At 76.0% G+C, this 20,366-nt stretch carries 23 protein-coding genes; 10 read left to right on the top strand and 13 right to left on the bottom strand.

Annotated features, from left to right (window positions below):
• Nucleotides 1–28 precede the first annotated feature (28 nt).
• From ACIBPB_RS23160 to ACIBPB_RS23150, 3 genes are all read right to left on the bottom strand, one after another.
• Complete coding sequence (locus ACIBPB_RS23160; protein WP_396841581.1) at nt 29–1,048, bottom strand: SMP-30/gluconolactonase/LRE family protein; 1,020 nt, start codon at nt 1,046–1,048, stop codon at nt 29–31.
• A gap of 77 nt (nt 1,049–1,125) precedes the next feature.
• Nucleotides 1,126–2,142, bottom strand: coding sequence for an ABC transporter permease subunit (locus tag ACIBPB_RS23155; RefSeq protein WP_396841580.1), 1,017 nt, complete (start codon nt 2,140–2,142; stop codon nt 1,126–1,128).
• Nucleotides 2,139–3,050, bottom strand: coding sequence for an ABC transporter ATP-binding protein (locus ACIBPB_RS23150; RefSeq protein ID WP_396841579.1), 912 nt, complete (start codon nt 3,048–3,050; stop codon nt 2,139–2,141). Before ACIBPB_RS23150 ends, ACIBPB_RS23155 begins: the two co-directional genes overlap by 4 nt.
• Nucleotides 3,051–3,168: 118 nt before the next feature.
• On the opposite strand from ACIBPB_RS23150, the gene ACIBPB_RS23145 reads away from it, so the two are divergent.
• From ACIBPB_RS23145 to ACIBPB_RS23135, 3 genes are all read left to right on the top strand, one after another.
• Entirely contained in the window at nt 3,169–4,290 is a 1,122-nt protein-coding gene (locus ACIBPB_RS23145; protein ID WP_396841578.1) for a sensor histidine kinase, read from the top strand.
• Nucleotides 4,287–4,943 carry a response regulator gene (locus ACIBPB_RS23140; protein ID WP_396841577.1) on the top strand — a complete coding sequence of 219 codons (657 nt, stop codon included), beginning with the start codon at nt 4,287–4,289 and terminating at the stop codon, nt 4,941–4,943. Before ACIBPB_RS23145 ends, ACIBPB_RS23140 begins: the two co-directional genes overlap by 4 nt.
• 98 nt (nt 4,944–5,041) lie before the next feature.
• Nucleotides 5,042–5,380 carry an STAS domain-containing protein gene (locus ACIBPB_RS23135; protein ID WP_396841576.1) on the top strand — a complete coding sequence of 113 codons (339 nt, stop codon included), beginning with the start codon at nt 5,042–5,044 and terminating at the stop codon, nt 5,378–5,380.
• Between the two features lie 82 nt (nt 5,381–5,462).
• Here the strand turns inward: ACIBPB_RS23135 and ACIBPB_RS23130 are convergent, their stop codons facing one another.
• A complete protein-coding gene (locus tag ACIBPB_RS23130; protein ID WP_396841575.1) occupies nt 5,463–5,831 on the bottom strand; it encodes an FKBP-type peptidyl-prolyl cis-trans isomerase in 369 nt (122 codons plus the stop codon).
• Nucleotides 5,832–6,003: 172 nt separating this feature from the next.
• Nucleotides 6,004–6,591, bottom strand: coding sequence for a DoxX family protein (locus ACIBPB_RS23125; protein WP_396841574.1), 588 nt, complete (start codon nt 6,589–6,591; stop codon nt 6,004–6,006).
• A gap of 217 nt (nt 6,592–6,808) precedes the next feature.
• Here ACIBPB_RS23125 and ACIBPB_RS23120 point away from each other — a divergent pair, with 217 nt between their 5' ends.
• On the top strand, nt 6,809–7,507 hold the full coding sequence (locus tag ACIBPB_RS23120) for a CBS domain-containing protein (RefSeq protein ID WP_046565165.1): 699 nt from the start codon (nt 6,809–6,811) through the stop codon (nt 7,505–7,507).
• Nucleotides 7,508–7,544: 37 nt separating this feature from the next.
• Here the strand turns inward: ACIBPB_RS23120 and ACIBPB_RS23115 are convergent, their stop codons facing one another.
• From ACIBPB_RS23115 to ACIBPB_RS23095, 5 genes are all read right to left on the bottom strand, one after another.
• Nucleotides 7,545–8,261 carry a helical backbone metal receptor gene (locus ACIBPB_RS23115; RefSeq protein ID WP_396841573.1) on the bottom strand — a complete coding sequence of 239 codons (717 nt, stop codon included), beginning with the start codon at nt 8,259–8,261 and terminating at the stop codon, nt 7,545–7,547.
• A 71-nt stretch (nt 8,262–8,332) separates the two neighbouring features.
• Nucleotides 8,333–8,884, bottom strand: a complete 552-nt coding sequence (locus ACIBPB_RS23110; RefSeq protein ID WP_396841572.1) for a hypothetical protein — start codon at nt 8,882–8,884, stop codon at nt 8,333–8,335.
• The gene (locus ACIBPB_RS23105; RefSeq protein WP_396841571.1) at nt 8,881–9,399 is read right to left on the bottom strand and encodes a hypothetical protein; all 519 of its coding nucleotides are present in this window, start codon (nt 9,397–9,399) and stop codon (nt 8,881–8,883) included. Before ACIBPB_RS23105 ends, ACIBPB_RS23110 begins: the two co-directional genes overlap by 4 nt.
• A 1-nt stretch (nt 9,400) precedes the next feature.
• The gene (locus ACIBPB_RS23100) at nt 9,401–9,775 is read right to left on the bottom strand and encodes an Asp23/Gls24 family envelope stress response protein (protein ID WP_396841570.1); all 375 of its coding nucleotides are present in this window, start codon (nt 9,773–9,775) and stop codon (nt 9,401–9,403) included.
• Nucleotides 9,776–9,788: 13 nt separating this feature from the next.
• Nucleotides 9,789–9,977 carry a hypothetical protein gene (locus ACIBPB_RS23095; RefSeq protein ID WP_046565173.1) on the bottom strand — a complete coding sequence of 63 codons (189 nt, stop codon included), beginning with the start codon at nt 9,975–9,977 and terminating at the stop codon, nt 9,789–9,791.
• Nucleotides 9,978–10,222: 245 nt separating this feature from the next.
• Between ACIBPB_RS23095 and ACIBPB_RS23090 the strand changes: the two genes are divergently transcribed.
• Nucleotides 10,223–11,089, top strand: a complete 867-nt coding sequence (locus tag ACIBPB_RS23090; protein ID WP_396841569.1) for a hypothetical protein — start codon at nt 10,223–10,225, stop codon at nt 11,087–11,089.
• A 261-nt stretch (nt 11,090–11,350) separates the two neighbouring features.
• A complete protein-coding gene (locus ACIBPB_RS23085; protein ID WP_396841568.1) occupies nt 11,351–12,652 on the top strand; it encodes a hypothetical protein in 1,302 nt (433 codons plus the stop codon).
• A gap of 192 nt (nt 12,653–12,844) precedes the next feature.
• Here ACIBPB_RS23085 and ACIBPB_RS23080 read toward each other — a convergent pair whose 3' ends face one another.
• Complete coding sequence (locus ACIBPB_RS23080) at nt 12,845–13,189, bottom strand: Lsr2 family protein (RefSeq protein WP_357322937.1); 345 nt, start codon at nt 13,187–13,189, stop codon at nt 12,845–12,847.
• A 247-nt stretch (nt 13,190–13,436) separates the two neighbouring features.
• Between ACIBPB_RS23080 and lon the strand changes: the two genes are divergently transcribed.
• The 3 genes from lon to ACIBPB_RS23065 all read left to right on the top strand — a co-directional run bounded on the left by lon (nt 13,437) and on the right by ACIBPB_RS23065 (nt 17,055).
• The gene (lon, locus tag ACIBPB_RS23075; protein ID WP_396841567.1) at nt 13,437–15,773 is read left to right on the top strand and encodes an endopeptidase La; all 2,337 of its coding nucleotides are present in this window, start codon (nt 13,437–13,439) and stop codon (nt 15,771–15,773) included.
• Between the two features lie 296 nt (nt 15,774–16,069).
• Nucleotides 16,070–16,558, top strand: coding sequence for a MarR family winged helix-turn-helix transcriptional regulator (locus ACIBPB_RS23070; RefSeq protein WP_396841566.1), 489 nt, complete (start codon nt 16,070–16,072; stop codon nt 16,556–16,558).
• A 32-nt stretch (nt 16,559–16,590) separates the two neighbouring features.
• Nucleotides 16,591–17,055 carry an SgcJ/EcaC family oxidoreductase gene (locus ACIBPB_RS23065; protein WP_396841565.1) on the top strand — a complete coding sequence of 155 codons (465 nt, stop codon included), beginning with the start codon at nt 16,591–16,593 and terminating at the stop codon, nt 17,053–17,055.
• A gap of 151 nt (nt 17,056–17,206) precedes the next feature.
• Here the strand turns inward: ACIBPB_RS23065 and ACIBPB_RS23060 are convergent, their stop codons facing one another.
• Entirely contained in the window at nt 17,207–18,952 is a 1,746-nt protein-coding gene (locus ACIBPB_RS23060) for a DEAD/DEAH box helicase (protein WP_396841564.1), read from the bottom strand.
• Between the two features lie 104 nt (nt 18,953–19,056).
• Entirely contained in the window at nt 19,057–19,485 is a 429-nt protein-coding gene (locus ACIBPB_RS23055) for a nucleoside deaminase (RefSeq protein ID WP_396841563.1), read from the bottom strand.
• Between the two features lie 57 nt (nt 19,486–19,542).
• Here ACIBPB_RS23055 and ACIBPB_RS23050 point away from each other — a divergent pair, with 57 nt between their 5' ends.
• Nucleotides 19,543–20,070 (top strand): 2'-5' RNA ligase family protein, encoded by a 528-nt coding sequence (locus ACIBPB_RS23050; protein ID WP_396841562.1) that lies wholly within the window; start codon nt 19,543–19,545, stop codon nt 20,068–20,070.
• Nucleotides 20,071–20,366: the final 296 nt, after the last annotated feature.

Genomic DNA, 20,366 nt, shown 5'->3' with positions numbered 1-20,366 from the left:
GCCGTGACGGCGGGCCGGCCCGGGGTCGTCAGGTCAGGTCGACCCGGGCCACCCCGGTCGCCGTGAGGCTGCCCAGCCAGAGCTGCCCGCCGTGCTGCCGCACGCCGGTGACCATCGGGTACGCCCCACTGGGCCCGTGCAGCGTGCGCAGCACCCGCCCGGCACCGTCCACCAGCGCCACCAGCCCGTACCGGCGGGGTTTGGGCTGCACGGCGCCCGGCAGCAGAGCGACCAGCTGGCGTACCCGAGGGTGCGGCAGCAGCTTCTCCATGACCGGCAGGCGAGGGCTGGGCAGCGCGATCCAGTACGTCCCGTCGCCCACCGCCGAGACGTTGTCCGGGTACGCCGGCAGGTCGGTGAGCACCGTCGTCGCGCCGCCCGGCAGGTCGACCCGGAGCAACCGGTGGGTGGCGGTCTCCACCAGCATCAACGCCGACTCGTCCGGGGTCAGCGCCACCCCGTTGGGGAAGTAGAGCCCGTCGGTCACCACGTCGGTGCGCCCGGTGCGCCGGTCGTAGGCGAGCACCCGCCCGTTGGGCCGGTGCTCCAGCAGGTCCCGCTTCCAGTGGGAGAGCGGGAACCGGTCCGACGAGTCGGTGAAGTAGACCGTGCCGTCCCGGGCCACCGCGGCGTTGTCGGCCAGGTGCACCGGGGGCGCCGCGCCGGTCAGCTCGTGCACCGCCCCGTCCGGGGTGACCCGCAACAGCCCCCGGTACGCGTCGCAGACCAGCAGCCCGCCGTCGACCGGGTCCAGCTCGATGCCGAGCGGCCGGCCGCCGGTCTCGGCGAGCAGGGTGGGGCGGGTGCCGGCCGGCGCGTCCACCGGCCACCACCAGAGCCGGCCGTCCTCGTCGCCGCTGACCACCCGCCCGTCCGGGTCGATCAGCACGTCCTCCGGTCCGTGCGCGCCGGCCGGCAGCGGGAGCAGGTCGGCCCGGTCGAGCCGGACGTCGGTGGTCGCCCAGGGTCCGGCGAGCGGCGGGGGCACGGTGGCGGGCTCGCGGACCGGCCGGATCAGCCGGGGCGGGCGCTGGCGGGGAACGACCATCCGGCCATTCTTCCCCGCCGATGCCCGCGCCGGGCGGTCCCCGGCGGCGTGTCGCCTGGGACCGCCCGGGGGAGTGCTCAGGTCACCCGGCGGCGGACCTGCCACCGGCCGAAGCCGGCCAGCAGTCCGCTGAGCGTCAGGTAGATCCCCGACTCCAGGAACTGGAACACCCAGTAGCGGTGGTTCGGCTGGTACGACAGCACCACGTGCAGGTCGAGCCGGCCCAGGCAGACCGCCGTGTCGCCGAACGTGCCGGTGGCCCCGGTGGCCGGTGGGTCCTGGAAGCAGCGGTCGAACCGGTCGGCGGAGAGCGGCTTGCCGTCGGCGGTCAGCAGCTCGCTGACGTCGCTGACCCAGGCGTCCGGCACGGACAGCCCCTTCACCACCGGCGCTCCGGTGATGCTGCCCAGGCCGCGCGCCTCGTTGATCGCCGCCGCGGTCATCGGGCGGGACACCGTCACCGGCGGCATCAGGTGCGGCCGGAGCACGTTGGGCAGCACGAACTGCACGATCGCGAACGTCACCGCGGTCAGCGCCATCGCCGGCAGGGTCCGCCGGACCAGCAGGCCGATCACTGTGCCGAGGGTGAACGCGAAGGCCGCGTACGCCACCGGCGCCAGGTTCCGGGCGCCGAAGACGATGGTGCTGAACCGGTCCCCGGCGAGCCGGTCGACGGGGCTGGCCGCCCAGGTCAGCAGGGCACTGGCCAGGCCCGCGACGGCCATCGCGGCCATCCCCACCACCAGCAGCTTGACGGTGAACCAGCGGGTCCGGGTGATGCTCTGGTTCCACACCAGCCGGTGCGTGCCCGCCTCCAGCTCCCGGGCGACCAGCGGCGCGCCCCAGAACATGCCCAGCGCGGCCGGCACCAGGGCGAGCAGCCCGGCCAGGTACAGCAGGGTGTTCTGGTACTCGCCGAGGAACTGGGCGAGGGCGCGTCCGCAGTCCCCACCCGAGTGGCAGCGGGACAGGTAGGCGTCGTGGCCCTGCCGCACGGCCAGGCCCAGATGCACCAGGTAGGCGGCGAGCAGGGCCAGCCCGCCCAGGCCGGCGAGCGCCGACGCCCGGAACTGCCGCCAGGTCAGCCAGGTCATCGCGGTGCCCCCGGCGGCGCGACCGGTCCGGCCGGCGTGCCGGCGGCCCGGCTCAGGTACGCCAGCACGAGCTCCTCGAGCCCCACCGGCTGCACCGGCCCCGGCAGCGGTCCGGCGCCCGGCGCGACGCGGACCAGCCACCGGTCGTCCGAGCCGGCCGGCTCCCGCCTCACCGGTTCCACCCCGGCCGGCAGCCGGTCCCGGGCGCCGCGCGGCGCGGCGAGCCAACCGTGCTGGGCGAGCAGGTCGGTGACGTCCCCGGCGAGCTGGACCCGGCCGCCGGCCAGCACCACCAGGTGGTCGCAGACCCGCGCCACGTCGCCGAGCAGGTGCGAGGAGAGCAGCGCGCTGGCCCCCAGCTCGCCGACGAACTCCATCAGGTGGTGCAGGAAGCCGTCCCGGGCGAGCGGGTCCAGGGCGGCGGCCGGCTCGTCGAGGATCAGCAGCTCGGGCCGCTTCGCGGCGGCGATGGTCAGGGCGAGCTGGGCGCGCTGCCCGCCGGAGAGCCGGCCGGCCCGCTGCGACCGGTTCAGCCCGACCTGGTCGACGCGCCGCGCCGCCAGGGCCGGGTCCCAGGACGGGTTGAGCCGGGCCCCCATCCGCAGGTGATCGCCCACGGTCAGGCCCGCGTACACCGGGGTGTCCTGGGCGACGTAGCCGACCCGGGCCAGGTGGGCCGCGTCGGCGGCGGGTCGGGCGCCGAGCACCCGCAGGGTGCCGGCGGTGGGGGTGATCAGTCCGCAGGCGAGTTGCAGCAGCGTGGACTTGCCGGCGCCGTTCGGCCCGACCAGGCCGATCACCCGACCGCGCGGGATCCGCAGGTCGCAGTGGTCCAGCGCGACCCGCTTGCCGTACCGCTTGGTCAGGCCCTCGGCGTGCAGCACCGGTGGGGAGTTCTCGTCAGTCATGCCCTGAGCCTGCGCGGGCGGGCGGGTCCCGCCATCAGCCCGGTGACCGGTTCCCGGGCGTCGGCGACCCTCCTTTTGACCGGTTCGGCCGGCGACGCGCCCGCCTAGCCTGGGCGGCATGGGAGTGACGGATCGGTGGGCCGCGGTGGCGCGGGTCGGGCTCGGCCTGGTCTTCGCGGCGGCGATCACGTTCCAGGCGGCCGCGTTGGCGGCGAGCTGGGGCGGGACGTACTGGTGGTTCGACTGCGGGGTCAGCGTGGTGGTCGCGCTGCTCGCCCTGGCCCGCCGGTGGCATCGGGGGTGGACGGCGACCGCGGGCCTGGTGGTCGCGCTGGTCGCCGTCCTGGTCGCCGACCGGGCCGGGCTCCCGCACGAGCCGGGTCCGGCCGCCGCGCTGCCGTTGGCCGTGCTGGTCGGCTCGGCTGTCGCCGCGCTGCCGATCGCGGCGGCGGGTGCGGTCGCCGCGGGCGGGCTCGCGGTGGTGATGGCCGCCGGGTGGTCCGCCGGCCTGACCGCGGTGACCTGGTGGAACCTGGTGGCCTGGCTGACCGCCGCCGGTGTCGGCGGCGCGTCGCGGGCGATCGCCGCCCGCCGCCGCGCCACCACCGAGCGGATCCGCCAGGACGAGCGCCTGGACCTGGCCCGGGAGCTGCACGACGTGGTCGCCCACCACATCACCGGGATCGTCGTGCAGGCCCAGGCGGCGCAGCTGGTCAGCGACCGCCGTCCGGAGCGGGCGCGCCAGTCCCTGCCCGGCATCGAGTCGGCCGGCGCCGAGGCGCTCGCCGCGATGCGTCGGCTGGTCGGCCTGCTCCGCGACGACTCGGACGGCGCACCGGCGTCGGCCGGCCCGGAACAGCTCGCCGAGCTGGTCGCCCGCTTCGAACGGCACGGCGTGGCGGTGGCCCTGCGCGTGCCGGACGACGACCCGGGGTGGCCGCCGGAGGTGGCGGGCACCGTGTACCGGGTCGTCCGCGAGGCGCTGACCAACGTGGCCCGGCACGCGACGGGGGCGCGGAGCGTCGCGGTCACCGTGGCCGCGGCCCCCGGCTCGGTGACCGTCGAGGTGGTCGACGACGGACCGCCGGCCCGGGCCCGGCACCCCCGGCGCGGCTACGGTCTGGTCGGGATGCGCGAGCGGGTCGAGGCCCTGGGCGGGACGCTCGCCGCCGGTCCCCGCCCGGGCGGCGGCTGGTCCGTCTCGGCCGTGCTGCCCGTGCCGGCCCGGGAGTGCCGGTGACCATCCGGGTGCTGCTCGCCGACGACCAGGCGATGGTCCGGGGCGGCCTGCGGATGATCCTGGAGGACCAGCCGGACATCGAGGTGGTCGCCGAGGCCGTCGACGGGGTCGACGCCGTGGCGCAGGCCCGGCGGCTGCGCCCGGACGTCTGCCTGGTCGACATCCGGATGCCCCGCCTCGACGGCCTCCAGGTGACCCGGGCGCTGGCCGGGCCGGGCGTGCCCGACCCGCTGCGGGTCGTCGTGGTGACCACCTTCGACCTGGACGAGTACGTCTACGGCGCGCTGCGCGGCGGCGCGGTCGGCTTCATCCTCAAGGACGCCGGCCCGGCCCTGCTGGTCGAGGCGGTACGCGCCGCCGACAACGGCGACGCGCTGGTGTCCCCGTCGCTGACCCTGCGACTGCTGCGGCACCTGAACCCGCCGGCGGAGCCGGCCGGCGACCGGTTCCAGCCGGCGCTGTCGGCCCGGGAGCTGGAGGTGGTCCGGGCGATCGCCCGGGGCCGGACCAACCAGGAGATCGCCGCGGAGCTGTTCATCTCGCTGAGCACGGTGAAGAGTCACCTCTCCGGCATCCTGCAGAAGCTGGGTGCGCGTAACCGGGTGGAGATCGCGGCCTGGGCCTGGTCGCACCGGCTCGTGGACAGCGCCTGAGGGTTTCCCCGGAGGAGGTCGGGGTCGCACCCGGTACCTTCCCGGATCCCGCCCCGCGGGCGGCCGGAAACGTCGGTGCCGCGGGATAGGTTTCCGGCATGAGGCAGCGCGGCGACCGGTTCCACGTCGAGATCAGCGTGACCGACCAGGCGGTGGACGTCCGGCCGGTCGGTGAGATCGACATCGCCACCGTGGGGTCGTTCCGGGCGGCCCCGGCCCGGCCCGTGCTGCGGGTGGAGCTGTCCGGCGTGCGGCTGCTCTCCGCCTCCGGGGTGCGCGCGCTGGTCGCCGCCCACCTGCGGGTCCGGGCCCGGGGCGGCGAGCTGGTGCTGGTCGATCCCGATCCGGTGGTGGCCCGGGTGCTGCGGGCCACCGGCCTGCACCGGGTGATGGTGGTGCGCGAGTCGACCCGGCTGGGCGAGCTGGTCCCGGCCTGACCGGCCGGCGGCGGGAGCCGCCGCGCGAGGCACCGGGCGGCCGGCGGCGGGACGCCGCCGGCCCCGGCGTGCCTCGGCTCGCTCAGCGGACGCCGAGCAGGTCCACCACGAAGACCAGGGTCTCGTTCGGCTTGATCAGCCCGCCGGCGCCCCGGGCGCCGTAGCCCAGGTGCGGCGGGATGGTCAGCCGGCGTCGGCCGCCGACCTTCATGCCGACCACGCCCTGGTCCCAGCCGGCGATGACCTGGCCGCCGCCGAGCGGGAACTCGAACGTCTCGCCCCGGTTCCACGACGCGTCGAACTCGCGGCCGGTGGAGTGGGCCACGCCGACGTAGTGCACGCTGGCCAGCTGGCCGGGGCGGGCTTCCGGGCCGTCGCCGACCGTGATGTCCTCGATGACGAGATCGGCGGGCGGGGCGCCCTCGATCGGGCCAACCTCGGGCTTGTCCATGAACGGGTCTCCTCGGTGCTGACGGTGCGGTCACCGTCGATCCTGCCCGATCGCGTCCGGCCGATACGCGACGGTCCCCGCCGCGGCGTGGCGGCGGGGACCGGTGACGGCATGAGATGGCGGGCGCCGCCTCTCGGCGACGCCCGCCCGGTGGGAACTGCGCTCGGTGTGGTCACTTCAGCCAGGGCAGCCGCTGGACGATGGGGAGCTTCGCCCACACCTTGCCGAGGCCGAGGGTGTTGCCGGCGCCGACCAGGGCCAGGACCGCGAGCACACCGGCGTAGATGAGGTGGTCGTCCATGAAGGGGTTGTTCTCGGGGGGCAGGACGGCCGTCCACATCATGACCAGCAGGAGCCCGCCGGCGACCGCGGCGATCCGGGTGCCGATGCCGAGCATCAGGGCCACGCCGATGCCGAGCAGGCCGAGCATGAACAGCCAGTCCGCCCAGGCCGCGCCGGCGATCTCGTTGTAGAAGCCCTTGAACGGGCCGGCCGCGCCGAAGGCCAGGAAGCCCTTGGTGGGGCTGCCGCCGTTGATCCAGGCGGCCTTCGCGGCGGTCTCGTGGCCGAGGCCGAACATCTTGTCCAGGAAGGCCCAGAGGAAGGTCCAGCCCAGCGCGATCCGGAGTCCGGCGTAGACGTACCGGGTGGCCTTCTGCGCGGTGGTCTCGGCGTGCCGGGTGGTCTTGGCCGCCGGGGCGATGGTGTTGGTGTTGGCGTTGGCGGTGATCCGCTCGATCGTCGCGGTCATGGTGTCCACGTCCCTTCTCTGCTTCGCACCGCTCTTCCCGGTGGCATCTCTATTCCATCGCTGCCGCGCCGTCCGGAGCAGGGCCGACGGGCCGCTCCCGACCGGGACCTTGGACCCCTTGCCGCCCGGTCCGGTCGGCCCCTCCCGCCCTGGCCGGCCGCCTCTGACCGGCGGGCGCCGGCCGGCCTAGCGTCGCGAGTGGAAGCCCCGGCCGAGGAGGTTCGTGATGAGGACATGGCAGGTGGACGACGTGATGACCAGGGACGTCGCGACGGCGCGGGAGGAAACCCCGTACCGCAAGATCGTCGACGTGCTGATCCGGCGTGGCATCAGCGCCGTGCCCGTGGTGGACTCGTTCGGCCGGGTGCTGGGCGTGGTCTCCGAGGCCGACCTGTTGCACCGGGTGGAGCGCGCGGGTCACCCGGACGAGCGCCGGGTCTTCGAGGGACGGCGCCGGCGCACCGCCCGGGAGAAGGCGGGCGCGCTGGTCGCCAAGGACCTGATGACCAGCCCGGCGGTCACCACCACGGCGCGGGCCTCGCTGCCGGCGGCGGCCCGGCTGATGGACCGTGAGGTGGTCAAGCGGCTGCCGGTGCTGGACGACCTGGGCCGGCTGGTGGGCATCGTGACCCGCAGCGACCTGCTCCGGGTGCACCTGCGCACCGACGCGGAGATCCGCGAGGACGTGGTGCAGGAGGTGCTGCGCCGGGTGCTCGCCGTCCGGGACGGCCTGGTCACCGTGCAGGTCCGCGACGGCGAGGTCACCCTCGACGGCCGGCTGGACCGGCGCAGCGCCGTCGAACTCGCCGGGCGGCTCGCCGCCCACGTCGGCGGTGTGGTCCAGGTGCACAACGCGATCGGGTACGACGTGGACGACACCACCCTGCGCGAGCTGGACCCGGTGCACGCCACGCCGATCGCCTGAGCCGGCGTCCGGGGCGGGCGGGACGGCCCGCCCCGGGTCACGCCGCCCCGGCCAGCTGGGCCGCCAGCAGCCGGGGCGCCGCGGCGAGCGACGGCCCGTACCAGGTCAGGTGGCGGCCGGAGACCAGCGCGGCCGGCACGCCCGGAAACGCCTCCGGCCCGTCCCCGGCGGTGAACCGGTACGGCTCGTCCGGCAGCACCACCAGGTCGGGCCGCCGGGCCCGCAGCTCGGCCAGGCTCGGGCGCGGGTACCGCTCGTCGTGTCCCGCCCACTGGTTGACGACGCCGAGGCGGCGCAGCACGTCCCCGGCGAACGTGTCCCGGCCGAGCACCACCCAGGGCCGCCGCCACACCGGCACCACGGCGGCGCGCGGCGCCGCCGGGACGGGCAGCTCGGCCCAGCCGCGGCGGGCCGCGCGCAGCCACTCCGGTTCGGCGGGTACGCCCAGCGCGCCGACCAACTCGCCGAGCTGGGTCAGCGCCTCGGGCACGGTACGCGGAAAGGTGACCCGCACCGGCACGCCGGCCGCCGCGAGGGCGTCCGCGTCGGCGCGCCGGTTCTCCTCCTCGTTGAGCAGCACCAGATCCGGCCGCAGGGCCAGCACCCGGTCCAGGTCCGGGTATTTGCTGCCGCCGACCCGGGCGACGTCGAGCCCGGCCGGATGGGTGCACCAGTCGGTGGCCCCGACCAGCACCTCCGGGCGGGTCAGCGCGACCGCCTCGGTCAACGACGGCACCAGCGACACCACCCGCACGACCGCTCCCTCGCTCGGCTGCGCCCATCCTCGCGTACCGGCTCCGGCGGTGGTGCTCGGGGCGCCGGCGCTCAGCGGGCGGACTCGTCGAGCAGCGCGGTGACGTCCAGGTGCGCGGGGCGGCAGCCCACCGTCGCCGCGAAGCGCCGCACGGCGGCGTCGACGTGGTCGCGGACGGCGGCCAGTTCCGCGTACGGGGCCAGCCGCACCTCGACCCAGACGTCCGGCCGGGCCACCGGTCCGGTGAGCACCACCCGGGCGTGCCGCGCCCCGGGCGCCCGCAGCAGGTCCCGTTCCAGCGCGCCGGTCAGCACGGCGCCCGCCACCCGGGTCCGCCCGCCGCCCTCCGCCGGCTGCGCCAGGGTGCCGTCCAACCGGTCGGGCACCCGCAGGGCGGCGACCAGCAGCCGCCACCCGGCCAGGGCCGGCAGCAGCCCGCCGACCGTCACCGCCAGCGCGCTCCACGGCGTACCGGCCCGCCACCAGCGCAGCAGGGCGGCGCCGAGCAGCGGCGCGTCCCCGCCGGGGAGCCCGCCGGCGCCCACCGCGAGGGCGGTCCCGCCCCCGGCCACCAGCAGCAGGGCGAGCACCGTCCAGAGCAGCCGGTGCGCGGCGTTGCTCACGTCGCCCGCCGGGACGGCACGAGCCGGACCTCGATCCGGCCGGAACCCGGCGCGGCCAGCCGTTCGAGTTCCCGGCGCAGGGCGAACTCGACGTCGGCGCGGGCCGCCGGGTCGCCGGTGGCGATGACCCGGGGTCGCCAGGCTTCGCCATGCCGGCGCACCCGCACCCGCGCCCGCCGGATGCTCGGCACCGACCGGACCGTCCGGGCCAGCCGCCGCTCCACGCCGCGGCGGTGCAGGTGCCAGCCGTCGTGGCCGGCGGTCGGCAGCCGGACCGGACGCCACCGGCGCAGCTGGGCGGCGAGCACCACCAGGCCGAGCAGGGCGAGGCCGGCGGCGACGGCGCGTACCGGCGGGTCCTGCCACCGTGCCCCGGTGAGCAGGGCGGACCAGCGGCCGAGCAGCGGGCCGGGACGGCCCAGTGCCGCGAGCAGCCCTTCGACGGCGACCAGCACCCCGCCGCCGAGCAGGGTGACGGCGAGCAGCAGGGTGGCGACCCGGTTGACGGTACGCACGTCAGCCCCCGGCTGCCGGGCGGGCGGTCCGGTCGCCCGCCGTCCCGCGGTGCTCGCCGGGCAGCCGCAGGTCCACCACGGTGACGGTGACGGACTCCACGGTGAGTCCGGTGCCCGCCTCGACCCGGTCCGCGATCCGCCGGCGTACCGCCTCGGCGACCGCCGGCAGGTGCGCGCCGTGGTCCACCACGAGATCGAGATCGACCCGGGCCACGTTCCCGGCCACCCGGACGGTCGCGGCCGGCGCGGAGGCGGCCGGCGTACCGCCCGCCGCGTCCTCGGCGAGGCGGGCGATCCGCCGTTCGGTCCAGCGGGCGGCGGTCGCGGCCGGGGCGCGAGCGGGGGTGTTGCCGCGCCGGGGCAGGGTGCCGGTCATCCGGGCGCCCGGCTCAGCGGCGCCGGCCCGCGGTCACCCGGTCGGCGAGGCCGGGGACGGTGACGTCGCCGTCGACGAGCCGGACCAGCAGCCAGCCGACCAGCCCGGCCAGCGTGGCGGCCGCGGCGGCGCCGGGCCCGCCCAGCGCCCAGACCGCGACCAGGAGGAACCCGGCGAGGAACCCGAACTGCTGGCGCGTCATGTCCGCCTCCGCTCCACGACCGACCGGACCGGCGGGGGCGTACCCGTTTCCGCGCCGGGCAGTCGTGTTCGGGCTTCTCCTGAGGACCGGGCGCCACCGGCGGGCGCCGCGGGACGGCGCCGCACGGACCCGGGCCACGCGCCGCCCGGTTCGTCGCCCGCGCCGGCCGCCGCCTCCCGTTCGTCCGGTTCGGGCAGGACCTAGACTCGCTCCGGTCGACCGACCGACGGATGGATCTGGCGAAGATGACGAGTACCCGCACCGAGGGGGCCTCCTGGCTGCGTGCGGTCACGGCCGCGGGCCCGACCTCGCCCACCCGCTCCGGTCTGGTCGTCCACCCCGCCCGCCGGCTCAGCGAGCTGGTGCAGCGCCGGCCGCCGGGCGTCACCGGCCACCAGTGGAGCACCGCCATCCGCGAACTCCTCGACCAGGTGGTCTGCGCGGCCGACACCGGATGGCCGCTGTTCGCCGTCGCGTTCGCCCCGCCGGCGGAGCCCGGCTCGCCGGCCCGGCGGGCCGAGCGGCTGACCGGCACGGTCTGTGCGGCCGTCGGCCTGCCGCTGCTGCGGGTCGAGTCGGCCACCCTGCGCGGCGCGGACCACGGGCGCCGGCTCGTCGAGTACGTCATCGACGCCCGGGCCTACGCGGCCGGCACCGGCCCGGACGGCGGCGACGCGGTGGGCTTCCGGGACATCCTGGGCCGGTTGCCCGACGGTCGCCGTGGTCCGGTCAACGACCTGGGCGCGCTGGCCCGGGCGGCGGCCGTCGCCGGGTACGTGGATGGCGCCCTCGCCGACCCGATCCTGCGCGGGCTGCACGTGCGCTGGACCGGCGGCCCCGCCGAGGGCTGGGGCTGGGTCGAGGTGCGGCCCGGCCGGTGCCTGGTGGAGCGGGTCCGGCTCGACGTCGGGCGGTTCTCCTGCGGGATCGACCCGGGTCGGCTCGCCGAGGACCTGGCCGCGCTGGCGGTGGGGGAGCGGCTGCGGGACCTCGCGGCCGGGGAACCGCCGCTGGTGGCGCGCGACGAGGTGCGCCGCGAGATCCGGGGGCTGGCCGCCCGGCGGGACGAGGCCGACGGCGGCTTCGCCTTCGACCACCTCTACGCCGACTGAGGTCCCGGCCCGGGCCGGGACCGGCCGGACTTCGCCGAAAAATCTCCCGATCGCCGGTTGAACCATCGCCGCCGTCGCTCCGTACCTAAGCGGGAATGGACGAGATCTTCCCGGCCGCGCGGCACAGGCGCGGTGACGGTGCGGAAAGGGCATCGTCGCTCATCGACGTGCAACCGGAACGTCGCAGTGATCCTCACCCCGAATTCCGTCGGTCCGCCAGGGTCACGAATCAGCTACCGGATCGAGAAGGAGAGCAATTCGATGCGCAGGTCCACACGGGCGCGCCGGTCATCCGGTAACGCGCGGAGCAAGCGGCTGCTGGCCGTGGTCGGCACGCTCGCGGTCTTCGGCGGAATCGTCGCCGTCACCCAGATCTCGTCCGCCCAGGACCGGCGGACGAACCTCCGGTCGGCCTCGGCGTCGTGCACCGCCCCGAGCCCGGGCTCCACCGCGCCGGGCCAGCAGGGCAGCACCACCCGTACCTGGCAGAACGGCCGCTGGGTCCGCAACCACTGGGGTGACGGGCAGATGTCGGTCGGCGAGTGCCAGCAGACCAAGGGGGGCGGCGCGGGCGCCGGTACTCCGACGGTGGCCTGCCCGGACGTCCGCGCCAAGCTGCCCGAGGTGCCCGCCCAGGCGCGCGCCGAGGTGGACCGCAACCTGGCGCTGCTGGACAGCCAGATCGCCGACGCCAACCGGCGGCTCGCGGCGAACGCCCGCAACGGCGGCGACGTCATCAACAACACCATCCTGCGGCCGCTCGCCGACCGGCGGACGGCGATCCTCAACCGGATCGCCACGGCGATCGGCCGGGTCGCCCAGCGCCCGCAGGGACTGGACCAGCTCGCCCAGTGCGCGATTGCGGACAACGCCCAGAATGGCGGCCAGAATGGCGGCCAGAACGGTGGTCAGAACGGCGGCCAGACGGGTGGCCAGAACGGCGGTCAGCCGGGTGGCCAGAACGGCGGTCAGCCGGGTGGCAACAATGGCGGCGGCCAGAACGGCGGCGGCAACAACGGGCTGGAGGTTCTGGCCAAGGACTGCGCCAACAGCCAACTCGAGGCGCACAACGGTTTCCAGGCCGGGAACCGCTGCGTGAGCACCGCGTTCGGTGAGGTCGGCGCGGCGGAGAACAATCCCTCGCTGCTCATCACCCAGTTCCCGAACCGGGTCCAGCGCAACCAGCCGTTCACGCTCCGGGTCACCACCCGCAACCTGATCCGCGACCGGTTCCTCGCCGCCGGCCAGGGCGGCTACTACCTGGAGAGCTCGCTGCTCAACGACCAGGGCCTGGTGCGCGGCCACTTCCACACCGCGTGCCGGATGCTGAGCAGCACCCGCCAGCCCCCGAACCCGCAGGACGTGCCGGCGTTCTTCGTGGCCACCGAGGACGGCCGGGGCAGCGACCAGGCGGACGACGTGCTCATCCAGGTCCCCGGCCTGGCCCAGTCCGGGATCGCCCAGTGCGCGGTCTGGGCCGGTGACGGCTCGCACCGCATTCCGATGATGGAGCGGGCCAACCAGACCCCCGCCTTCGACGTGGTGCGGATCCGGGTCAACTGACCTGGCACGACGGCCGGGGCCGGCCGGGCGAGACCCGGACGGCCCCGGCCGTGCCGTTGCCGGTGCCCGCCGGAGACCGCTCGCCGGTGCCGGTCCCGCCGCCGGGCACAAATTGTCGGGCGGCCGGAAAGCCGACGGGGCCACGCCGATTTCTCAGCGTGACCCCGGGACGCCCGACGGTGAGCCGGGACCTCAGCGGTTCTTGTACGCCTCCACCACGGAGACCGGGATCCGGCCCCGCTCGGAAATCTCGTAGCCGTTCTTGACGGCCCATTCCCGGATGGCGCGGTTCTGCTCGCGATCCATTCCGGAGGTGGCGGAGGTGGCCCGGCGGGTCGCCCGCCCGGTCTCCACCGGTCCGCGCCCGATCCGCCGGCCAGCGTTGATGTACGGGTCCAGGGCCTTGCGCAGGACCCCGGCGTTCTCGTCCGAGACGTCGATCGTGTACGCCACGCCGTCCAGGCTGAACTCGACGGTCCGGTCGGCCTTTCCGCCGTCCAGGTCGTCGGTCAGAACGGTGATTACTTTCCTTGCCATCGCCATTACTCCCTGTGTCGGGCGGGGTGTGAGTACGAGTTTGACGTATCTCGCGGCGAATTCGCAACAATACTTGCCGTTCGCCATTCGGCGGGTCGGCATATCCGTCGGCCGAATCGTGCCGCGCCATGCGGGGCGGGGCTCCGGAGGCGAGGGTGGAGCGTGGCGTGGGTCACAGCCAGGAACAAGGGGAACGCTTTGTTACTTGAGTCTGACACGCTCAACTCAACGTGATAGCAGGTGTTCGATGGCAACTCTTCCGGTACTGCCCCTGACCGACGCCGTCCTGCTGCCCGGCATGGTCATCCCGGTGACCCTCGACCCGACCACCCAGGCCGCGGTCGACGCGGCCCGCGCCACCGGCGACAAGACGCTGCTGGCCGTGCCCCGCCTCGACGGCGAGTACGGCTCCGTCGGCGTGGTCGCCACCATTGAGAAGGTGGGCCGACTGCCCAGCGGCGAACCCGCCGCCGTGGTCCGCGGCCTCACCCGGGCCCGGATCGGCTCCGGCGTGCCCGGCCCGGGCGCCGCCCTCTGGGTGGAGGCCACCGCGCTCGACGAACCCGCCCCGGCCGGCAAGGCCCGGGAACTCGCCCGCGAGTACCGCGCGCTGATGACCTCGGTTCTCCAGCAGCGCGGCGCCTGGCAGGTCATCGACGCGATGGAGCGGATGACCGACCTCTCCGAGCTGGCCGACGCGGCCGGCTACGCGCCCTGGCTCAGCCTGGCGCAGAAGACCGAGCTGCTCGCCGCCCCGGACGTCACCGCCCGGCTCGAACTGCTGGTCGGCTGGGTGAAGGACCACCTCGCCGAGCAGGAGGTCACCGAGCAGATCAACAGCGACGTCCGCGAAGGGCTGGAGAAGTCCCAGCGGGAGTTCCTGCTCCGCCAGCAGCTCGCCGCCATCCGCAAGGAACTCGGCGAGGACGAGCCCGACGGCTCCGCCGACTACCGGTCCCGGGTGGAGTCCGCCGAGCTGCCGGGGAAGGTCCGCGAGGCGGCCCTGCGCGAGGTCGGCAAGCTCGAGCGGGCCAGCGACGCCTCCCCGGAGGCGGGCTGGATCCGTACCTGGCTGGACACCGTCCTCGAGATGCCGTGGAACACGCGTACCGAGGACAACACCGACCTGGCGGCGGCGCGCGCGGTGCTCGACGCGGACCACGCCGGCCTCGCCGACGTGAAGGACCGGATCCTGGAGTACCTGGCGGTGCGCAACCGGCGCGCCGAGCGCAACCTCGGCGTGGTCGGCGGCCGCGGCTCCGGCGCGGTGCTCGCCCTCGCCGGCCCGCCCGGCGTCGGCAAGACCAGCCTCGGCGAGTCGGTGGCCCGCGCGCTCGGCCGCACCTTCGTCCGGGTCTCCCTCGGCGGCGTCCGGGACGAGGCCGAGATCCGTGGCCACCGCCGTACCTACGTCGGCGCGCTGCCCGGCCGGATCGTCCGCGCCCTGCGCGAGGCCGGTTCGATGAACCCGGTCGTGCTCCTCGACGAGGTCGACAAGCTGGCCGTCGGCTACGCCGGCGACCCGGCCGCGGCCCTGCTGGAGGTGCTCGACCCGGCCCAGAACCACACCTTCCGCGACCACTACCTGGAGGTCGACCTCGACCTGTCCGACGTGCTCTTCCTGGCCACCGCCAACGTGGTGGAGACCATCCCCGGCCCGCTGCTGGACCGGATGGAGCTGGTCACCCTGGACGGCTACACCGAGGACGAGAAGGTCGCCATCGCCCGCGACCACCTGCTGCCGCGCCAGCGGGAGCGGGCCGGGCTGACCGCCGACGAGGTGACCGTCGCCGACGAGGCCCTCGCGCTGATCGCCGGCGAGTACACCCGGGAGGCCGGGGTCCGGCAGCTCGAACGGGCCCTTGCCAAGATCCTGCGCAAGGTCGCCGTCGCGCTGGCGTCCGATTCGGCGCCGGTCCGGGTGGACGGGAACAACCTGGCCCGCTACCTGGGCCGGCCCAAGTTCACCCCGGAATCGGCGGAGCGGACCGCGGTGCCCGGCGTGGCCACCGGCCTGGCCGTCACCGGTGCCGGCGGCGACGTGCTCTTCATCGAGGCCACCAGCATGGAGGGCGAGCCGGGGCTGACCCTGACCGGCCAGCTCGGCGACGTGATGAAGGAGTCCGCGCACATCGCGCTGTCGTACCTGCGCTCCAACGGGCGACGCCTCGGCATCGACCCGAACGCCCTGGCCGGGCGGCGGATCCACGTGCACTTCCCGGCGGGCGCGGTGCCCAAGGACGGCCCGAGCGCCGGCATCACCATGGTCACGGCGCTGGCCTCGCTGGTGACCGGCCGGCCGGTCCGCCCGGAGTTCGGGATGACCGGCGAGGTGACCCTCTCCGGCCGGGTGCTGCCGATCGGTGGCGTGAAGCAGAAGCTGCTCGCCGCCCACCGGGCCGGCCTGACCGAGGTGATCATCCCGAAGCGCAACGAGCCGGACCTGGACGACCTGCCCACCGAGGTCCGCGAGGCGCTGACCATCCACACCCTCGCCGACGTGGCCGACGTGCTCGCCCTGGCGTTGCGCCCGGCCGACGTCGACGCGCAGAGCCTCGGCGGCCAGCCGCTCGCCGCGGCCTGACACGGCGGGACCCCGGCGACCACCGGGGTCCCGCCGCCGTCCGGCCCGGCCGCCGTCCGGCCCGGCCGCCGTCCGGCCCGGCCGCCGTCCGGCCCGGCCGCCGTCCGGCCCGGCCGCCGTCCGGCCCGGTCGCCGTCGGCGCGGTCGCCGTCGGGGGAGCCGGGCGTCGGCGCTCGCGGGTTGGCCGCGGGGTGCGGCACGGCGGGCCGGAGGGCCGTCCTCGCCGCCGTCCCCGGCATACTGGCCGGCGTACGGTCCGCGGCTCGGCGGACGCCGGGCGGAGGGGGTCGGGTCAGGTGGCGCGCAGGACAGGGGACGAGAGCGACCACGCGGACCTCGGTGACCTGCTGGGTCGGGAGCTGAGTACGGCCGTGGTGCTGTTCCACGAGGCGGTCGCCGCCAAGCGCGGCCTGACGGCCACCGAGAACAAGGCGCTGGACGTGCTGGCCCGGCGCGGCCCGCTCACCTCCGGTGAGCTGGCCCGCCAGCTCGGGCTGACCCCGGGCGCGGTCACCGGCCTGGTGGACCGGCTGGCCCGCGCCGGGTACGCGCGCCGCGTTCCGGACGCCGCCGACCGGCGCAAGACCTTCGTGGTCGTCGAGGTGGAGCGGCTCGACGCCGAGCTGGGGCCGGTCTTCGCGCCGATGCGGGCGGCGATCACCGACCTGACGAGCGGCTACACCGCGGCGGAACGGGCCACCGTCGCGCACTTCGTCCGGCACGTGGTGGCCATCCTCGAGGAGCAGACCGCCCGGGTCACCGCCGCGTCCACCGACGGCAGCTGAGGAAACTCTTTCAGCATGCTAAACTGTTTAGCATGCTGAAAGAATCTGCTGACGCCGACGTCCGGCGCACCCTGTCCCGGGTCGCCGACGCCTGGGGCGAGGGCGACCCCGAGGGGTACGCGGCCCTGTTCACCGAGGACGCCGACTACACCGCCTTCGACGGCACCCGGATGCCCGGCCGGCGGGCTATCGCCGACGGCCACCGGGCGCTGTTCGCGGGCATCATGCGCGGCTCGCGCATGACCATGCGGGAGCCGCGCATCCGATTCGTCACCCCCGACGTCGCCGTCGTGTCCGCGCTGGGCGGGATCATCATGCGCTGGCAGCGGGGCCGGACCGAACCGTCGGCCAAGCGGCTGTCGGCGGTCACCTTCGTCCTCGTCCGGCAGGGGGACCGGTGGCCCGTGACGGCCTTCCAGAACACCCGGTACCGCCCCTTCTCGCGCACCGTCATGGGCCGCCTGATGACCCGCACGGCGGGTACCCGGGCCGAATGAGGGCCCGCCCGGCGGGCGCCCGGGCCGGATGACGGCCCGCGCGGCGGGGACCCGGGCCGGGCGCGGGACCCGCGCGGCGACCCACGCGCCCGCGCGGCGACGCCCGGGCGGGCCGTAGTGCCGGCGCCCGACCGGGCGCGACCGGGCGCGGTCAGCGGCGGCCGCGGCGGGCCGCGTCGAACGGGCGCTCGCCGCGGTCATCGCCGCCGCCCCCGTCACGGTCCATCCGGACCGTCGCCTTACGGCCCTTGATGGTGCTGCCCCGCAGCCCCCGGATCACCTCGTCGGCCAGCGCGGACGGCACCTCCACCAGGGAGAACCGGTCGGCGATCTCGATCGAGCCGATGTCCCGGCCGCTGACCCGGGTCTCCCCGGTGATCGCCCCGACCAGATCCTGCGGCCGGACCCCGGCGCGCCGACCCAGCCCGATGAACACCTGCGTGGTGCCGCCCGGGCGGGAGCGGCCGTCGCCGCGCCGGTCGTACCCGGTCCGGGTCTCCCGCGGCGGGCGGACCGCGACCTGCGGGATCTCCTCCTCCTCCTCGTCCGCGCTGCCGGGCAGCGCGGCCTCGTGCGCCAGCTTCACCGCGGCCAGCGCGACCTCCATCATGTCGAACTCGTCCGTCAGCGACTCCACGATCGCCCGGAACGGCTCCAGGTCGTCCTCCAGCAGCGACTCGCGCAGCGCCGCCTGGGTCAGCTCCAACCGCCGGGTACGCAGGTCCGCCACGGTGGGGATCTTGTCGACGGTCATCCGCTGGCCGGTGACCCGCTCGATCGTCTTGAGCATCCGGTGCTCGCGCGGCTCGGCGAGGGTGATCGCCACCCCCTCCCGACCGGCCCGACCCACCCGCCCGATGCGGTGCACGTACGACTCCGGGGCGGACGGGACGTCGTAGTTGACCACGTGGGTGAGCTGCTCGACGTCGAGCCCGCGCGCCGCCACGTCGGTGGCCACCAGCAGGTCGGCGGTGCCCGCCCGCAGCCGGCCCATCACCCGGTCCCGCTGCTCCTGGCTCATCCCGCCGTGCAGCGCCTCGGCCCGGTAGCCCCGGCCGTTCATCGTCTCGGTGAGCCGGTCCACCTCCTCGCGGCTGCGGCAGAACACGATCGCCGCGGTGGGCGACTCCACGTCCAGCACCCGGCCCAGCGCGGCCGGCTTGTGCGCGCGGGCCACGATGTACGCGCTCTGCCGCACCCGGGGCGCCTCGCCGGCCACCGGCCGTTCCCGCTCGATCTGGATGCGGACCGGGTCGGTCAGGTGCTGGCGGGCCAGCCCGTCGATCCGTGCCGGCATGGTGGCGGAGAAGAGCACCGTCTGCCGCTGCGCGGGGGCGTGCTCCAGGATCGCCTCGATGTCCTCGGCGAAGCCCATGTCGAGCATCTCGTCCGCCTCGTCCAGCACCACGGTGGCCAGGGAGCCCAGCCGCAGCGTGCCGCGGGCGATGTGGTCCAGCGCCCGGCCCGGGGTGGCCACCACCACGTCCACGCCGGCGTCGAGGGCGCGCAGCTGGCGGCCGATCGGCTGGCCGCCGTAGATCGGCAGCACCCGGGCGCCCAGGTCCTTGCCGTACCGGTGGAACGCCTCGGAGACCTGCACGGCCAGCTCGCGGGTGGGCACCAGCACCAGCGACACCGGGTCGCCGCCGTCGCGCCGGTCGGGCATCCGGTGCAGCAGCGGCAGCGCGAACGCGGCCGTCTTGCCGGTGCCGGTGGCCGCCTGACCCAGCAGGTCCCCACCGGCCAGCAGCGGCGGGATCGCCTCGCGCTGGATCGGGGTCGGCTCCTCGTAGCCGAGGGCGGCCAGCGCCCCCAGCAGTTCGGTGCGCAGCCCGAGATCCGCGAAGGCGGGCGTCTCGTCGGCGGTGGGATCGGTCGCGGTCGGTGCGGAACTCATGCGGCAAGCCTTTCATCACCCCCGGCGGCCCGTCGCGGCGACCGGCACAACCGTCGGTTCCGCCACGTCCGGCCAGCCGGCGGGGGCCCGCGCCGGGGTCGCGGTCAGGTCGCCTCGACCGGGAGCCGGGCCTCCGCGAGCAGCGCCGGACCGGCGTACGCCACCGGGGCGTACGGCGGCATCGGGCGCAGCGCGGCCAACTGGTCGGTGCTGAGCGCGTACACCACCCGGCCCAGGCCGGCGCGCTCGATCGCGGTGGCGCACATGGCGCACGGCTGGCAACTGGTGTAAAGGGTGGCCACCGCGGCCGCGTCCGCGCCGAGGTTCCGGGCCGCCCAGCGGGCCAGCTTCAGTTCCGGGTGCGCGGTGATGTCGTCGTCGGTCCGCTCGGTGTTGACCTCCTCGGCCACCACCCGCCCGTCGGCGTCCACCAGCAACGAGCCGAACGGGCCGTCCCCGGCGTCCCGGGCGGTGACGGCCAGCGCGACGGCCCGGCGCAGGTGGCGTTCGTCGGTCTCGGTCAGCACGCTCATCCGGCGCGCATTCCCCACGGGACGGCGCGGCACACCGCCGGCGGCTAGCCTGACGGCGTGCGTACGGTCGAACTGCTCTGTTCCCCGGAGCTGGAGGAGGCGGTACGGGCGGCCTGGGACCGGCTGGCCGCCGCGGGCCTGCCCAGCCTGGCGCGGAACACGCACGCCACGAACCGGCCGCACCTGACCCTCGCCGCGGTCGACGAGTTCCCGCCCGGCGCCGAGCAGCGGCTCGCCGACCTCTGCGACGCGGCGCTGCCCCTGCCGGCCCGCCTCGACCGGGTGGAGGTGCTCGACGGCAGCGCCCCGCTGGTCTGGCTGGTCCGGCCCGCGCCGCAACTGGTCGCCCTGCACGGCGCGGTCTGGGACGTGCTCGCCACCGCCCCGGGCCCGCAACCGTGGCACGCCCCCGGCCGGTGGGTTCCGCACCTGAGCCTGGCGCTGCGGTTCCGCGACGCCGACCGGCGCCGGGCCCGGGCGCTGGCCGGCGTCGAGCGTCCCCGGGGGGAGTTCGTCGCCGCGCGCAGCTACGACAGCGAGTCCCGGACGGTCAGCGAGCTGGCGTCCACCTGCCCGCGCTCCTGAGCGGCCGTGCCGCCGTGCGATGGACGGCCCGTGCCGGCCCCGCCCGCACGGGCTGCGCCATACCGCACCCCCGACGGGCCCGTGCCGGCCCGCGCACCTCACCGGCCGCGCCACACCGCACCCCGACGGGCCCGCGCCAGGCCGCCATACCGCACCCCGACGGGCCTGCGCCGGCTCGCGACCGACCCGGGGGGGGGGGGGGGGGGGGGGGGGGCCCCCCCCCGGGGGGGGGGGGGGGGGGCGCGGGGGGGGGGCCGGGGGGGGGGGCGGGGGGGCCCCCCCCCGGGGCGGCCCCC

The organism is Micromonospora sp. NPDC049836 (assembly GCF_044465125.1).
Lineage (GTDB): Bacteria > Actinomycetota > Actinomycetes > Mycobacteriales > Micromonosporaceae > Micromonospora.
The sequence above is the reverse complement of the archived record's forward strand: the minus strand, read 5'-3'. Positions and strand labels throughout refer to the sequence as shown.

Excerpts from the sequence above, each read along its gene's own strand:
- ACIBPB_RS23160 (WP_396841581.1), bottom strand. The coding sequence starts at position 1,048 with ATGGTCGTTCCCCGCCAGCGCCCGCCCCGGCTGATCCGGCCGGTCCGC.
- ACIBPB_RS23155 (WP_396841580.1), bottom strand. The coding sequence starts at position 2,142 with ATGACCTGGCTGACCTGGCGGCAGTTCCGGGCGTCGGCGCTCGCCGGC.
- ACIBPB_RS23150 (WP_396841579.1), bottom strand. The coding sequence starts at position 3,050 with ATGACTGACGAGAACTCCCCACCGGTGCTGCACGCCGAGGGCCTGACC.
- ACIBPB_RS23145 (WP_396841578.1), top strand. The coding sequence starts at position 3,169 with ATGGGAGTGACGGATCGGTGGGCCGCGGTGGCGCGGGTCGGGCTCGGC.
- ACIBPB_RS23135 (WP_396841576.1), top strand. The coding sequence starts at position 5,042 with ATGAGGCAGCGCGGCGACCGGTTCCACGTCGAGATCAGCGTGACCGAC.
- ACIBPB_RS23130 (WP_396841575.1), bottom strand. The coding sequence starts at position 5,831 with ATGGACAAGCCCGAGGTTGGCCCGATCGAGGGCGCCCCGCCCGCCGAT.
- ACIBPB_RS23120 (WP_046565165.1), top strand. The coding sequence starts at position 6,809 with ATGAGGACATGGCAGGTGGACGACGTGATGACCAGGGACGTCGCGACG.
- ACIBPB_RS23100 (WP_396841570.1), bottom strand. The coding sequence starts at position 9,775 with ATGACCGGCACCCTGCCCCGGCGCGGCAACACCCCCGCTCGCGCCCCG.
- ACIBPB_RS23095 (WP_046565173.1), bottom strand. The coding sequence starts at position 9,977 with ATGACGCGCCAGCAGTTCGGGTTCCTCGCCGGGTTCCTCCTGGTCGCG.
- ACIBPB_RS23090 (WP_396841569.1), top strand. The coding sequence starts at position 10,223 with ATGACGAGTACCCGCACCGAGGGGGCCTCCTGGCTGCGTGCGGTCACG.
- ACIBPB_RS23085 (WP_396841568.1), top strand. The coding sequence starts at position 11,351 with ATGCGCAGGTCCACACGGGCGCGCCGGTCATCCGGTAACGCGCGGAGC.
- ACIBPB_RS23080 (WP_357322937.1), bottom strand. The coding sequence starts at position 13,189 with ATGGCAAGGAAAGTAATCACCGTTCTGACCGACGACCTGGACGGCGGA.
- lon (WP_396841567.1), top strand. The coding sequence starts at position 13,437 with ATGGCAACTCTTCCGGTACTGCCCCTGACCGACGCCGTCCTGCTGCCC.
- ACIBPB_RS23065 (WP_396841565.1), top strand. The coding sequence starts at position 16,591 with ATGCTGAAAGAATCTGCTGACGCCGACGTCCGGCGCACCCTGTCCCGG.
- ACIBPB_RS23060 (WP_396841564.1), bottom strand. The coding sequence starts at position 18,952 with ATGAGTTCCGCACCGACCGCGACCGATCCCACCGCCGACGAGACGCCC.
- ACIBPB_RS23055 (WP_396841563.1), bottom strand. The coding sequence starts at position 19,485 with ATGAGCGTGCTGACCGAGACCGACGAACGCCACCTGCGCCGGGCCGTC.